Consider the following 15,674-nt stretch of genomic DNA (forward strand, 5'->3'; position numbering starts at 1 on the left):
AAATGAAACGGACAAAAAATGAAACGGACTGCTATGGATAACGATTATATGATTCGAGTTCTTTCCTCGTGTTTCATTGACTCTACCTTAAATTACTCTGACTCCTTATGTCAAGCCTAATTTAGATGCTCTTACCCTGCAGCCCAACCCAAGTAACGAGCAACAAGAACAAAATCACTGAAAATATCAGTGCATACCTCATTGTTATTATTTGTTTTTTTAAGTCACGATAATTTTTTTGGGTTGAAGAGAGTTGTTGGTCAACTAAATTTTGAATTTGTTTGGGCAAACCACCAAATTCCTTTTTTATGTCATTGATGTCATTGCAATTTTTTTTGACAAGACTTATAGAAGGCTGAAGTTCTTGAATATCATTATCATGACTGCTTAATCGATTTTCAGCTTGCAATAGTTGAGATTTCAGATCGTCAAGTTTTAGCTCGTTTTCCTCTCTGAGTTCAGTAAAGCGCTGCTCAAAGTTTTTCTGTACTCGCTTAATATCCTTTAATGTGTTGCCAGATTCTGAATTGAATCGGGAAACTTCTGCTACATATTCCTTGAGTTTATTATGGGTTTTCGCAATACTTTCAAACTGACTTTGAATCTCCTCTAAGTCTCTCAAAACTTGATCAGCTCTTGAAAAACGACTTCTTAGTTCTTGTAACTCTTGCTCTATTTGCTCGAAGTCGATAGTAGACTCTTCCATGACGAGTTACTCCTCTATAATTGTGATTTTGTTAAGTCGCTGGAAACGAGATTTTAAATTATTAATATCTTCTTGGAGCCGAATAGATTTTTCAGTCAAATCATCTAAGTGTTCAATTTGCTGCCAAAACCAGCTTTTTATATCGATATCACCTTGGTCTTGTGGAAACAATTCAGATAGTAAATCAATTTCACCTAAATCTTTCGAGTAATTATCTGCCTTATAATTGAGAGGTTCTAGTAGCAGAATATCAAATTTATTCTGGTCAATTATTTTCAAGATTTCCTGTAGTTCATTTGTATGATAATTTTGCAAATTTTTCATCCTAGATCTAGGATGCAATGTGAGATAAAGGATAATCAATTTCTTGGTAATAAAAGCATGAGTGTCAAGTTCTAAAGAGCTAAATAACTCACCTAATGCCGCAGAAAAACTGTCCGCAATAGGTAAAAGTTCTCTGTCAGAGCGCATTTCAACAGCATTGCAAAATTGTCTTATCGCATCGGAGCTATTTTCTTTAAGAGGAATATAAAAGTGTTGTTCGTTCTCTAATTGCCGCAGCCGTCGCCACAGTCCATCCGTCCGTTCTCGATTATCTTTAAGACTCAACCATCGCTGATACAGAACCTCGATATGTAAGCTACGAAGTGCCCGCCGTCCCAAGTTTTGGGTTAACTTATAAGCCTGATGCTTCGTCTCTTCATACTTGCTCAGCAGCAGGATTGCCATGATGACAAACGCTGCATTAATTTCAGGTTTATATCGGTTTTGTTTCTCCCATTTTTTCGCAACTTTTAACTGAGCTTCGGGCTCTAAGTTTCTTGCTTTCTGTCCATAAGCCCCATAAGCATCGTTGAACCAATGACAGAGCAATCGATCGAGCTGCTCACTACTATCGTCAATAATTTTTAAGTTCTTGGCATTTGATTGTTCGCTATTTCGCCAATAAATATATTGGGATATCGATGATCGCCGTAGTCCAGGATCGGGAAGTTTCTTTGTCATCCAAGTGGGCAAGTCTAGGTATTTTCTCCTCTTGCCAACTGGAACGACTGTAATTAACTCCGAACTATCTTTGATGTGCCGCAAAACCTCAACAGGAAGCGTATCTTCTGGTTGTAAGCGTTGGCGATCGTAAATTTCACAGTCTAGGATCATCTGAGTCGTTAACGACTCCACTATATATCGCTGCTTGCTATTATCCTTCGTCTCAACCTGTTTTACTACTTGTACGTCTAGTTCCTGACCAACCGTTAGTTTTTTAGACTCGCGTTTCGATCGGGTAAGAGATCTACAAAACGAGCAAGGCTGATACAGCCCGGTGGGATTAGCGCAGCGTCCTGCTGATATCGCATTGAGAAGAATAGGAAATACTGATTTTCAGTCTTGTGCAGTCCTTCAACCGTCACGGGTAAAGCACCACCCGCCACGCGAACCCAATTTTTTAGCTGTTCTTCTTCGAGGGAAAGTTTTTGCGGCCTTTGACGAATTAAGCAACCAGTAATTGGGTGACTTTTCCAAGTATCTGCCTCTCCCTTGTCGAGTACAGGGGTCATTGTTTCAAAACCTACAACAGCTAGCCTATCCTGAGCGTTGATTTCCAGAAAGACGACATCATCGGGTTTTGGCTTAGGTCTAGGCTGATTCTTTGTTGGGTTGGATGTCGCGGTAATCCCCTGTATATCATTTTCAGGCGTTAGGATCGCCATCTGCCAGTTTGGATTTTGGTCAGCGAATGGCAGTTTGAGCTTAAACTCTCCTCGACCAAGGGTGATTTCTCCTTGCTTTTCGTCTACAGCCTCGACTGGCAAGAAGCAGCGGTTGGAACCAAGGGCATTACGAGAGCCTGGAATCCAGTTTTTCAAGGCTATCCGATCAATGGTTAGTGGATCGGTTGAGACAAGTTCAAGCTCAACCCGATCGCCTGGTGCAAACCCCTGCCAATACATTAAGTCGGCAAGCGATTTAGCTTTGTTGTTTACACCAGAACGCCAGACAATCAGTTGGACGGGTAGCTCAACCAAGCGTCCAGGCGCTAACTCAATCCACAGGCTATACTCCGGAGATTCGGAAATCCCTGCTATTGGATAGCAATGCGATCGCCCCCGTTGCTTCAGTGCGTCAATTAGCTCCTCAACTGGGAAGCCAAACTTCCGAAACTCAGATTGAGCATACCGCAGTCTCAGCCCTTTATCGGATGATTGGAAGAAAATAGGGCCTGTCTGAACCGTGTGATTTGGCAGATCCTTAACATCAAATTCTTGTGTGTCTGGTATCCAGGTGAAGGTTTTATTGTCGTGATAACGCCACGAATGAGCATTAGCTCGCTCGAGGACTTGCTGTACTGATTCATCTCCAAACGAAAGCAAATGCCAGGGGAGGATAGGATTGTTTGATACTGTAGGTTCTGAATTCAACGGGACATACTGTACTGTTAAGCTGTTGCCCATCCTTTTCAGGCAACCACAAGGAAAGTTGTCAGAGGGTGGTGCAATGCGGTAATTTCCTTTCGGATCTTTCCCTATACAAGCGATCTTGGGATGCTGCCTTGCCATCAAATCGGTTATAGCCTCGGATTGCAGAGTGTTGTTCCATTGCTCATTTGTATAGTTACCAGGACGAGCAACAATATCAGGTAAACCCCCGATCGCGAAGCGACCTTGGTTTGCCCAGTCTTTGGGATCGATGCGTTGTATGTCGTTTGTCGGCAGTATGACAGCAGGTCGAATGCTTTCTGAAACATATTGTGCATTTCCAAAAGCAGCACGAGTAATACTCAACTTCCCATCAGATGCCTCAATGCGAACGATCGTACCTCGCGGTAGGTCGTTAGGTCGAGATTGAATCTGCTGTGGTTGCAGACGGACGAAGATTCCCGGCTTATATTCAATTTGCACCGCACTTCCATTTTCTGCCCTCACGATTGTTGCTAACAGTCCTGCTCTACCAAGGTTTGAGGCTGCTCCAATCAATGCGGATGCTTTTCGAGCTGGAACTCGATCGCCTGACATCAGCAAGTGTGCAGTAATTTTTCGGTCATCTTTCTGAGGGGTGTGGTCATAAGTAGTTGGTTGAGACTGACGCGGGGACGCGGGGACGCGGGGACACGGGGACGCGGGGAAATTTTCGGGACATCACCAACGGATTTTGACCGCCCCCCTTTCTCAGTGAGTTGGATCAGCAGACGATCGTCTTGAAAATAGTCTTCTCCTTTTTCTTGATGAACCTGTTTTAGGAGGTTTTCCCGAACAGAAAAATTCCGTCGTAATACCAGCAGACTCCTCGCATCTTCGCCAACATCTTCTGCATCAAATCCTTTCGGTGGTTTGAGGGTCAGAGCCATATCATTTCTCCTGAATTTGATAATTTTATCGGCTCGGAGAAATACCAAATCTCTATTGAGCAAACACGAACCTTTTGAAGATTCTAGAAACGACAATCGTACATGATCGAAGTATATATCTCTACCGTAGCTACTTCTAAAGCGCTCTTCATCTAAGCGCCCAAAAATCACCGGCTCTGATTCTGTATCGTCTGCCCATTTTTGCCGTCTATCAGACAGTCGGGTTTGGCTTTCTGGCGTGAGATATGCCTTGAAACTCTTGGGTTCAAATTTTCGCTGTTGCGCGATCGCATTTTCCTTAAATCCATCAATATAGGAAATTTCTAGCTCTCCACCCTGAGGATTGAGGTGAAGCAAGTGAACAATTTGATAGTGACTTCTTTGATAGTAAAGCTGACGAGCTTCAGACCACTTAAGATAGAGGCTCTTAATATTTATAATATACGGGTAGTCTTGGTCGTTTGCACTCTCATCAAATGAGATGACTTTAATCTGGTCACCATGAAATAAGGAAAATTGTGCTTTACTAAATGAACTACCATCAAATTTCAGTTGATTTTCAGGAATCAATAAAGTTTCACCATATCCCATCTCAAATCTGTGATGAATTTCTGCGTCATTAACTTCAGGACCCACGTAGTAGAGGCGAAGCTCTTTATCTTTAAGTAAAAAGACATCAGCATTTAATTGAGGTGCTTCACAATAATTGACTCGAAATTCTTCAAGAGTGAGAGGCTTAACTAAGCGACAAGAAGCACAGACTCGCCGCTGTTCCATAAATAAACAAATCCGAGCCTGGTCGGAATAATCGCCCCCCATAACAAATTTGCCATGCTCTGAAGCAAGTGGCACCCACAGTGTCCAATTTGTCCCAGCAGAGTCTTCCGGAACTCGGATCTCGTTCGATTCACCTTTGGACAGCCAAAATCCGAGTTCACCTTTATTTTTGGCAAATGTTGCTCTTAGGGGTTCGAGCGACTTTTGCAGATAGTCTTTTAGTCTCCGCTTCCATAAGTCGGTATCACTGTTTGTATCCTGTTGCTTAGTGTCAGGACTTGGGCGTAAATTAAATCGTCTTTGTAACACACATTTTTGATTGTCTCGGTGCGTCAGGACTAATTCAATTGTTTGAATGGTAACCTTTTCTTTATTCTCTATCCATTTTTTACAATTGCCAACCAATAGCTGCTCATTGAGCTTTAGGACTGCACGTCGGTACTGACGAGATGATTCATCAAAGGCAGGCATATAACGGGCAGCATTGCTTGTGGAGTTGCCTTCCCAGAAGCTATTCTCCGTAAAATTTAGTTCTCTAGATTGGGTGGATTTCGGTATTGCTAGATGAGGAGTTTCTTTAGATTGATGAGGCAAAACAAGTAATTGACCAGGAGATAACTTTGACTCACCAATATCCAAATATTCTCCTTCTATAGAAGTCACTTTTTCCAGATAGTATAGTTCGCCTGAATCGCTTTTAGACAACGGTTTGAGTGACCAGAGTGCCCTAGCTCGAACGTTGGGTTTCTCAAGGTGAAATGTCCACTCATTATGTTGCTTTTGCCCAACAATCTTATAGCCCTGATGAATTCGGATTTCTGCCAAGTTATTAATTTGCAAACTTTGCTCTTCAATCTTACCTTGGCTCACTTGCCAAACTACTTGACACTGGCTTCCGTCTGTTCCTGATTTGGGTACACTCGTTACAATCCCAACACATCGGTGATTTTGGATCGCCTCGGGAGGAATAGTTACGTTTCTTATGTCGGGAGGAACTCGGATTTCAATCCATTCGATCCAGAAAATTTCTGCCTCTCGGTTTTCACCAATCGGAGGTCTATCCTGATGTTTTAAGGGAAGCATTGTCAGGGATTCAGCTTGCACCAAAACGCGGAGATTTTCACTCGTGAGACAGGGGACAAATCCATCTCCCTCACGATTGATCCATCCCAGCGATTGCTTGAGACTGATCCGACATCCTGCTTCTATATACTGTTTCTCAGGCAAGTTCAGCCAGCGATCGAGGAACGCTGCCCAGTCTTTGTTTTGAGGGGTAATTTTGTAAGATGGAGGTGTTTCACCGATGACAACGGCGCGTCGCCACTCAGATTCTTTCCACTGGCTGATGTCTAGATCCGCGATTTGTTGATTTGGATAGGGTCTTTGTTTTCTATCCCATTCCACCTTCACCTGACGAGGATAGCCAGGAATTACCATATTTTCCAGAAGGGGGAAGAACCAGTTGCCATGATTGTCTTTTTGGGCACATAACCGTTCATCAGACCGATCGAAAAGTTCGCGCCACTGAATATTCCGATCGTCAAAGGGCAGTCTTAAATCTGGGTAAAATTCATCAAGCGTAGCAGAATTGATGGCATCAGTAACTAGCCTTAGCCCTACCTGACCTGCTTCAAAGTCCGGAGTGACTGAGATGAGCAATCCTACTGACCCCTCTCTACGGTTTTGATAGCTTGCGAGCTTGTCTGCTAACTTTGCGGCATCATCACCCAAAAAATGATACTGCTCAATCAAATAGTTTTCTCCCGGTTGATGAGAAAACCGCCATGCCTTCTCGCCAAATTGCCCGATCGTTTCCTCAATCAAGGTCAAAACAGCAATATTACTACAATGCTGAAGATGGAATAGCTGGGACAGCAAATCGCTGAAATTATGGTCGAGTGGCACCCATTCCTGACAAGCATTTAGTTTAGCGAATACTTCACGCTTTAAGGGTTGGGAGCGTTGACAAAAGATACGAGAAATATCAGCATCCCACAGGCGTAAATTCACCTTATCGGTAATATTCTCGGTATTGCTTGTAGGTAGCAAAGACCAGGTTCGCCGACCATTCTTCCAAGTTTCATCAACTTCGATCTTGTTGATATCTCCTGGTAGAGTTCTGTGGGTTAAGCCTTTGATCGAATACTTATATGATACCCTCCACAATAACTGATTCTCTTCCTTGAACTGCCGAATAGGAAGCTTAACACGATCGCCAGGTTTGAAAGACAAAGACTGATCGGATGAGTAAGTTAGCAGGCACTCAAGCCCACAATCAAAAGTATATCTCTGTTCTATTTCATCAACATCAACTACCACAGCTAGGACGTTTAAAGGGGGATCGCTTGCATGATTCAAGGCACGAATTTCTTTGGGACTTTTCTCAAATAAGTTCTCGACTGCTGTGGTATCAAAATCTTCATAAAATACCCTTGCTGTGAGACGATTGGGATCGTAATTAATTGCCTTGATTACCCAGTTTGCGAGTGGTTGCTCACCGGGCAAAAGCCGTTTCTGCTCGTTTCGGAGTTCCACCACATCAAGGATTGTAGCTCGAATCGTGGTAGTCGCTTGTCTTTTTAATGAGGCGCGACGCAAATTTGCTAAGTCAAAGCCAAGTCCCTTAAAATCATCAGCATTTTCGTCAATATTGCTCAGATAGAGAAATCTGATCACCCATTCTTTGAAGAGTATTGCAAACTGTAACTGTTTATAGGTTTCTTGTGGACTTTTAGCTTTTCTTTGTTGACTCAAGCTATTGCTTTCATGATGAATTTCCTGTATTAACTCTGTATGTTTTTCCAGACGATTGCATATCATTGGTAATAATGCTTCCTGCAACTGTTGACGAGCTGCCCCCGTTTCTTTAAATGTTCTACCATCTGCTTGTGTGGGATACACTCGTTCAAGCATATTTTTGAGATCGTAGATGCTTCCGTATTCGAGCAGGACAGAAGCAAGCAGAATTTGTTCTTCAGCTCGGTTTTCTAAGATGGGGCTGTCTAAAAATTCCAGCAACCGCAATCGATTAAATCGATCGAGATACTTAGCTTGCCCTATACTATTCAGATGATGCTTCAAATCAGAAAATCTTTGTTCTAATGCTTCTGCTTCTGAGGCAATTTCGTAATGACCGATGGTGTCTAACAACTCTAATGTATAAATTAGACGATTCGAGGCAATTTCTTTGGGTTCGCTTCCCCAATCAACATTCTCATCATCTCGTCCCAATTCAATCCATTCATTTGGATGTAACCGCCGTTCTGTCAGGAGAAGTTTGCGATAGTTCACTTTCCAACGGTCTTTTTTGTTGGAGCGTTCGATTTGCCAGTTCAAACGATCGTCTAAACGAGGCGAGTAATCAGGACATAGAAAACGAGTGACTAAGGCTGCTTTCTGCTGTTCTAGAAAACTGTGCTCTTCTCTGACATGGTAATCGTGAACATTACGAATTAAGTTCAGCCAACGCCCTGATAGTTTAGGGCTGCCCGCACTAGGATAAGCATCCAATATCCAGGAAATCAGCACTTCCGGAAGAACGGAATTTAGAAATCGATACTCTTCAGGTTCGAGGTTAGCTCCTTCTTCCTGAACAACCTGTCCGTTATCGCAGATATTAACAAAAATTTGCGGATGAATTGACTCGAACTGTCCAGTACCTGCAAGCCGAATCTGCCGCTGACCAAATTGAAATAATCCCATTAAAGGGGGAGAAAGCTGAGGTGCTTTGCCTTTGTTGTAGCGCCTCTCAACTATGACGCTCACATCTGAAGCATGAGCCAGCAATCGGGCAGCAAATTCCACCCGATTAAAATTGTCTTGCGATAATCTTTGCAGCAATCGAATAGCGACAAATGTACTGCCAATAGTGCGAATGAGTAGCGCTGGTTCATCAGCCACTGGATAGGGTTTATTCGAATGTCTAGTTCGTTCGATCCAAGGAGACAAGAAAATCCATGTATCTTTATTGTTGAGATTAAATCTTGTTCTCTTTTTTACTTTAAAGGGAATTTCTAAGCCTAGCAGATTCAGAAGAGATTTAAACTGAGCTTTTACCTGTTCTGGGATATCCGTTTCAGAACAATTCACTTTTAGAGATCCCGGCAACCTAGTCGGTGGATGCCAGAATTTCGCTAGCTCATCAGCCGTCGTTGATGCATCAATCTGAGATGAAAGTTCCCATAAAGCAATCTGCCAATAGAAAATTGGCAAACCTTCAGTGCGGTTGGGGGTATTTTGAATGCCGACTCGACGGAATGAAGCATCTAGATTATGGCGCTCTTGAGCTGGAGCTTCTCGGATCAAATTACGCAGTTCGCTTAATGTTAGCGATTCCTGCATGATACGCTGGCACTGGCTAATAGCTGTGTATTTTATATTTGGCTCTCTGAATAAGACAATAGCGTAAGTCTGCAAGAGATCTGGTTCTGCTTGCGCTGCAACAGATGCTTGTGTAGCAATTAAAGACCGTAGCTTATCTGGATATTCGATCGATGTTAGCGAGACGATTAATGCAGAAAGCCGAAACGCCATACGACCAAACTGGCACTCTAGCGCCGCTTGAAGGAACTCACTGACAGGTGAAGAGGCTTCATCCTGCTCATTGACTTCTGCTATAAGTTCATCAATTAATCTTTCATGATTTTCAAGTTGGTCAGCAAGAATTGCCAGCACCAGTGTTTCTGGCAAAAACTCTTTCAAGTCAAGATAGGGTGTAGGAGTCAATCGCCGTTCCGGTAAGTGTCGGCTTTCTAGAACGAAAGTCTTGACCGTCTTGATAATTTTCGCAAAGGACTGATTAGATAACGCCAAGTCAATCAGTTGCTGAATTGAGTTCTCTACGCCTTCTGGCACACTCTCAGTTAAATGGTTGAAGTAGCGCTTAATCGTACTCTTAAGTCCAGCAGGAAGGTTTTCTCGATGCAGTGACTTCAGTACAGTAGGCAATGCATAGATTTGCATTCTGTCTTCTGTATGCTTTAGCTCGTTATAGGCTAAGTAGAGTAACTGAGAATCACTTTCTGGATTTTCAAGACTGTCCAGAATTGATAGAAAGGCTTCCGTGTCGGATGGGTTGGCGCTAATGCAGCAGCAAAAATACCATTCAGCAAGCATCAATCATACCTCTAGATGTTGGTCAAAGATGAGTGGGAGTAAATTAGACGGCGTTCACGCCGACAATCTAGGACTTGACGTTCATTCTCCTGCCTTTTTTTTATCTGTTGCCACTCCTGGGGAGTACATAACCCAAAAACGGCACGTTTTTTTGCTTCTAGCTGCAACAGTTCCGTAATGTTGTTTTGACTAGGAGGATTGGCAGCTAGTAGCCAGCAGATGGCAGTAGGAAGGTGACTAGTTGGGGCAGCTTTAAATTGATTTATTGCTCGTTCAATCTTGACTTTCGCTCGAATTGCAAGGGTAAACTGATTGGGATCGTTTTGATTGATAAATTCATTTTCGTTCTCCTTTTGATTCTGATAGAAATGATGCAATGCCTGAAGAGAGGGTGAGCTAAGCGCTAGCTTTTGAAGAAGGCTTTGATTTTTTTTGTCACTTCGAGCCTGTTCTCTTCGCATAAGAGCCAAAAATAAACCTTCTAATTTAAGGTTATTAATATTATAATAATCTGGTGTGATAGCCCATTCTTGGTAAAGTAAATCTATATTAAACCTGTCAATGTCTATGGCATTGACCCAAGCATCCATCAGTAGATCTGAGAGTAAACCAGCATTGGTTGCTATGATTAATGCAGCACGAACTGCGTCTTCAATTGCACTTTCAGCATAAACGCCAACCCATTCATAACTCCATTGAGGAAATAAATTTACAATAAGGTGAAGCAACTGATAGTATGCTTTTTTCTGCATTGTTGGGGCGAGCGCTTGAATATCTAACAGGACATCTCTCGCCGTGATTCCAGAATAAGTATCCTGCCATTCTTTTTCTGAATACTGCTCCTTCAAATTTATATACAAGTCAATGATATTTCTGTATTTTTTTCTTTCTTTATCTAACTTTTCTCGTTTAAAACTGCGAGTCAGGACATGATGCATCCAGCTACAAAACGGTAATCCAGGTTTCCCTTCAATATTGATAAAATCAGTCTGCCCAGTTTTCGGAGATGATATATTGTTTGCGAAAAATAGTCGAGCATCTAGACGCATCAACTCAATAGGGATTTCTTCAGAAATTTCTCGTAATTGGGTTTTAAGTGTTTTAACACGTCGCTCAATATCTTCATCAATCGAACTAATAATATTAATAATAATGGCTAATGCATATGAAGGAAATAACTGGCTTAGTAGAGCTTCGCACCAATTTTTGATTTGTTCGGAATAACCCGTATGGAGTTGCTTGGCATGAATCTCAAAGAAGAAACCTGGTATACTTGAGTTTGGAAAAGAATTCTCCCTTAAACTGTCAGTCACCTTATTGCTTCGATCCACTGCTGCGTCTATAATTTGGGCTTTCTGACAGGGCGCACCGGGATGCCGATTTATATCTATTTGTATCCATTCTCGCTTTGGCAGTACTGAGGCAGACTCATTTACTTTTTGATTTGCTTCTATCGCTTGAGACAAGACAAACTCAACATTTTTTAAACTTTCATAAATTTTAGTTTGCTCGAAGCCAATCAATAGACCAATAAAGCTGCTACGCTGTAATCCCCAGATTGTCCCTATGTCAAAAGGCATGAGTCGGAAAACTTGGCTATCCACAAAATAGGCTGGCTTTCCTGTGGGTTGAGAAGGTGTATAACTGACTGAATTTAATTTATTTTCTAAGTATCGTAGTTCTTGACGAGCGCAGGACTCGGAATAATTCAAGTCTTTTATTTCTTCAACTAAAAACGAGTTATCAGCTCCACTTGTTGAATTTGGGTGAGAACCCGGACGTTTGAATAGATAGCCATCTTGGACGCGCATAAAGATGATGGGGGTGGCAAAATCGCGGTTTCGATACTGCGTATTAAGGGCGATCGCACGGCGACCATTTTGGGCTGCAATATCGACCGGGTCATCTTGAGCTAACCGTTCATAGAAGTGATAAGCAAAGCGACTTGCTGTGACGTTAGTAACTTCGTACTGCATTGCTACAATCACGGGGATATTCTGCTGCACAATCTTGGAGGCAACGCCAACAAAAGCTTGCGAAGCAGACAGCATTCCACCCTCACAGGCTTGCAACATCACAACTCCAGGATGATGTCGGTTAAATAACCCACCGAAGAAACTGGCATCAACCCATAATGCTTCGTCGAACATATCTACTAGAGCAATTTGCCCCACTTCCTCCCCTGCCTTATTCTTGAGGCGACCATGTCCAATAAAGTGAAAAATGTGGGGTTGTTGCTCTAGCACCGCATCAATTGCTTCGGGAGTGGCTGGATTCACAATTGGCAGCAGCTCAACACGATCTGATTGGCTACTTGCTAGTTTTTCTAACACTGCCTGCACTTTTTCATAGACAACTAACCCTAAATCAGAAGAGCCTGTGGGCGCAGCGATCGCCAAGGCAATCTTCAGCTTTTCACCTTGGTTTAACTGAATCGGTGGGGCTGCGTGCCATTGGGCACGGCGGCGGGCGAAGATGAGGTTAGGGTCGGTGTCCATCCAGATTTCACCTAAGTTGGCTTTCCCAGGTAAGCAGGTGAACTCCCAAGGCAATGCCGCCACATCAGGCATACCGCGCTCATCGATATCTAGATCAACCAGCAGCAGTTGCTTTTCCTTCTGCACAACCTGGTAATAGAAGTTGACAAAATCCTGACGCAGCACATCATCAAATAGAACATCAAATAAAGCTTCTCCAATTGTGCGTGCCTTGCTGGAGTCCTTCAGCTCATTGTTGCGAGCCACTTGGAGCAATGGTGTAATTTCTCCCAACTTCTTATAGCTAAATACCCCAGACGGTTCGCCTAGAGATTGATGTTGAGCATCCCACTTTTCTACCTGCACCCGCTCGTAGTTAGCAACGCGAATGCGATAGGTATAGTAAGTTTTAGCCATAGGTTGTCGCCTCTCCAATTCAGTTCACTGACAAATAAGTTGCCTATGTATAACTAGCTGCTTTAGGTAGAGTCAGCGTCCACTCCTCAGCATCACCACGAGCAAATCGGCTTGCTTCTTGATTCTTTTGGCGTAGTAGCTGCTTTAATTGATCTGACAACTCACCGAAGACATCCCGTATATCAGCCGTGAGCCAATTGATATCTGGTTCAGCCCATGCTGTACCCCGTAAACTAATAGATTCAGTTCCCTTCGGTACTTTGAAAACAAGCGCAAATTTCGCTGTCCCAATTTTCTGTAACTCACTCGCCTGAATTCGCCAGTAGCAGTTAGAATTCCCTTCTCCATTCGTCAGGATTTCAGGATGACCAAGTTCATATCGATAGGCTGGAATAGCGAGGAATGCCTTTAAATCATCCTTGTTACCCACATTCGCCTTTAACTCACCGGGAAGCAATTGCAAAAGTTCAGCCAACTGAGAGCTATCCACACCGACATTCCAATCAAAGTTACCATTCAACCCCACTTCCATCCCCACACCAAAACTCATGACGTTCCGCCACTGCTGTGTCGGAAATAGGCTTTGAATGATTGGCTCACCGCTCCCTTTCGGACTAAAATCAAGCTCACAAGTCAATCGCCAGAATTTAGCAGCTCGTTCGGGACGCAAATCGACGGTGTGTGTCATGTAATAGAAGTCAAACTGCTCCCGCATCTGATGCTTGTAGATTTCGTTCAGGTCAGTCCCGTTTTTTTCAAATGTGACTTCTGTAAGCTGAATTAACTTATCTCTAGGATTGCCAAAACTAACCTTTGATTGGCGCAGACTGTCAACGGCTTCTGCCCCCACGCCCAGTTTTGTTCCACCCGCTAAAGTTCCTTCCCACCTTTGAACCTCTTGAAACAGGTCAGATAATAGAGCCTCTGCCTCTTGTAGGTTGGGAGGGGATAGCTCATCACTCATCTCCAGCATCTCCTTGGGATTTCAAACTGATGCGTCAGTTGTTGAGTATGGGCGATGCTGACCAAGAGAGGCTACGACAACACCAGATTGCCCGACAAACAACTAGACAAGTATAACGTCAACATTAGGCAGGGTCAAGATATTCAGATTGGCAATCACTTCTACGTAGAGTGGAATGACGAGGCAATTCCAGCATTACAAAAATCAACCTAATTCTATCCCTATTCGGGCAAAAGCGAATCTTCAACAAGAACATTTTTTATCTTCTCCCTTCGGAAAAAAGTGCGACTGCTCCAAAACAACGCAAAAACTTGACTCTTGAGTTCTCATGGAAATTATCACCTCTAGCTCTAGAAATTACAGCGCCCTTTTGGGTACTATTAGCCAAGACTACTACCTCCGTTGCGATGGTGGCGCTTTTGTAGACACGCTATTCGGAGCAGATTTAACTGAAGCCTACCAAGATGGTTCATTTCAAGCCGCAATCGTGGCTCATAAAGTCGAACTCGTGATCATCTATCCAATGCGACAAGGCTACAAAGCTCGGCGTCATTTAACCTTGGGCGAATTTTATTGTAATGAACTGTTTCAGGAAATTTGGTTCATCCCGTTAAAAAGCTGGATATATGACAATAAAACCAAACAAGAAAATCCCGGTAAAATGCGACCACAAATCGTGTCCCACTTTTTAATGCGGGGTCATTCAATGGATGAGTTTTCCATTCTCATCCGCCCAATTGAACAGGAAGCCTTTTTAAACTGGGAAGGAAATAAGGCTCAACTCTCTAAACAATATGCCAGTGCTAAGGATTATATCAAAACCCAGATTAGCCAAACCATTGTCTCCCAAATTTATACCACAGAAATTGTCAAGTGTGACAAAGGAATTAAACCCTATTTTCATTTAACGTGGAACGTCCGTCAACCCGAAACGGAACTCGAACAGGATGCTATTGAAGTGGCTCAAATCATCGGACAAAAGCACACTGACTTACTCATCCATGAGGTCACAGAAAAAGCGGCGGAGAAAGCTTTAATGGCTCTAGCGGGAAGTCCCTCCAACCAACCAGCTTTACCGCAAACGGCTTGAAGCCGACTTCTGGGCAGAAGGTTAGTCGATTAAGTTACCTCCTGCCCTATTGTCTCATACAAAGGAATACAAAAAATGCGAGACGTTGATGGAATACTCTACCCCAGCGTTACAGAAATTATTGATACAGCCTTTCCGACTAACTGGGAAAAAAAACAGAAACAATACGACTTAATCCATGGGGAAGGTGCTTGGTCTCAACGACGCCAACAACGGGCTTTTGAAGGAACGACATTGCACGCAGCGGCTCAAGACTTTCTCCAGGGAAATGCTTTTCCTGAAATTAATGATGAAATCAGGGAGTATTGGGAAGCTCTCTCTCCCTACTTGCAAACTCTACCACCGTACCACATTATTGCCCTCGAAAAAACCATTGCTCACCGTCCACTTTTTTTTGCCGGTACACCAGATGCTGTCATTGAATTAGAAACGGGAGAGCGCTGGCTTTTGGAATTCAAAACCTTCGATGGCTACCCGATTGGCAACCGAGGTTATCAAGGTGTCTGGCCTCTGTGGAAACGGAAAATGAAAGGGGTAAATTGTCCATCTCTACCAACCTGGGAATGGACAACTCCTATTTTTCGCCGCGCCCTTCTTCAAACGTGGCTGTATAAGTTGGTACTTGATATCAACTATCCCAACTCTCAAGTGCAAAAAATATCAATTTTAGTTGCGACCCATTCACAAGGACTTCAAGAGATTACTTTTCCGTTTCACCTCTGGCAAGACTGTCACACAGAGGCTCTGGCTATCGTCAAAAATTTTAATAATCGCCAAACTTAATA

Annotated in this window: 9 protein-coding genes; 3 read left to right on the top strand and 6 right to left on the bottom strand. The window is 43.1% G+C overall.

What is annotated here, in order from left to right:
- Positions 1-121 precede the first annotated feature (121 nt).
- The 6 genes from RH949_RS32400 to RH949_RS32425 all read right to left on the bottom strand — a co-directional run bounded on the left by RH949_RS32400 (position 122) and on the right by RH949_RS32425 (position 13,799).
- Positions 122-706: a hypothetical protein gene (locus tag RH949_RS32400; protein ID WP_446359005.1), complete on the bottom strand. Its 585-nt coding sequence runs from the start codon at positions 704-706 to the stop codon at positions 122-124.
- Positions 707-712: 6 nt separating this feature from the next.
- Positions 713-1,885, bottom strand: coding sequence for a hypothetical protein (locus tag RH949_RS32405; protein ID WP_446359007.1), 1,173 nt, complete (start codon positions 1,883-1,885; stop codon positions 713-715).
- A gap of 74 nt (positions 1,886-1,959) precedes the next feature.
- Positions 1,960-3,627, bottom strand: a complete 1,668-nt coding sequence (locus RH949_RS32410; RefSeq protein ID WP_446359009.1) for a hypothetical protein — start codon at positions 3,625-3,627, stop codon at positions 1,960-1,962.
- Positions 3,628-3,716: 89 nt separating this feature from the next.
- Positions 3,717-9,941, bottom strand: coding sequence for a hypothetical protein (locus tag RH949_RS32415; RefSeq protein ID WP_446359011.1), 6,225 nt, complete (start codon positions 9,939-9,941; stop codon positions 3,717-3,719).
- Between the two features lie 11 nt (positions 9,942-9,952).
- Positions 9,953-12,835, bottom strand: coding sequence for a CHAT domain-containing protein (locus RH949_RS32420; protein ID WP_446359013.1), 2,883 nt, complete (start codon positions 12,833-12,835; stop codon positions 9,953-9,955).
- A 43-nt stretch (positions 12,836-12,878) separates the two neighbouring features.
- A complete protein-coding gene (locus tag RH949_RS32425; protein ID WP_446359015.1) occupies positions 12,879-13,799 on the bottom strand; it encodes a hypothetical protein in 921 nt (306 codons plus the stop codon).
- Positions 13,800-13,853: 54 nt separating this feature from the next.
- Here RH949_RS32425 and RH949_RS32430 point away from each other — a divergent pair, with 54 nt between their 5' ends.
- From RH949_RS32430 to RH949_RS32440, 3 genes are all read left to right on the top strand, one after another.
- Positions 13,854-14,012, top strand: a complete 159-nt coding sequence (locus tag RH949_RS32430) for a hypothetical protein (protein WP_446359017.1) — start codon at positions 13,854-13,856, stop codon at positions 14,010-14,012.
- A 115-nt stretch (positions 14,013-14,127) separates the two neighbouring features.
- Positions 14,128-14,889: a hypothetical protein gene (locus RH949_RS32435; RefSeq protein WP_006102433.1), complete on the top strand. Its 762-nt coding sequence runs from the start codon at positions 14,128-14,130 to the stop codon at positions 14,887-14,889.
- Positions 14,890-14,964: 75 nt separating this feature from the next.
- Positions 14,965-15,672 (top strand): hypothetical protein, encoded by a 708-nt coding sequence (locus tag RH949_RS32440; RefSeq protein ID WP_006102527.1) that lies wholly within the window; start codon positions 14,965-14,967, stop codon positions 15,670-15,672.
- Positions 15,673-15,674 lie beyond the last annotated feature (2 nt).

The sequence above is a fragment of the Coleofasciculus sp. A1-SPW-01 genome (assembly GCF_040217205.1).
In the GTDB taxonomy this organism is placed as follows: Bacteria; Cyanobacteriota; Cyanobacteriia; order Cyanobacteriales; family Coleofasciculaceae; genus Coleofasciculus; species Coleofasciculus chthonoplastes_A.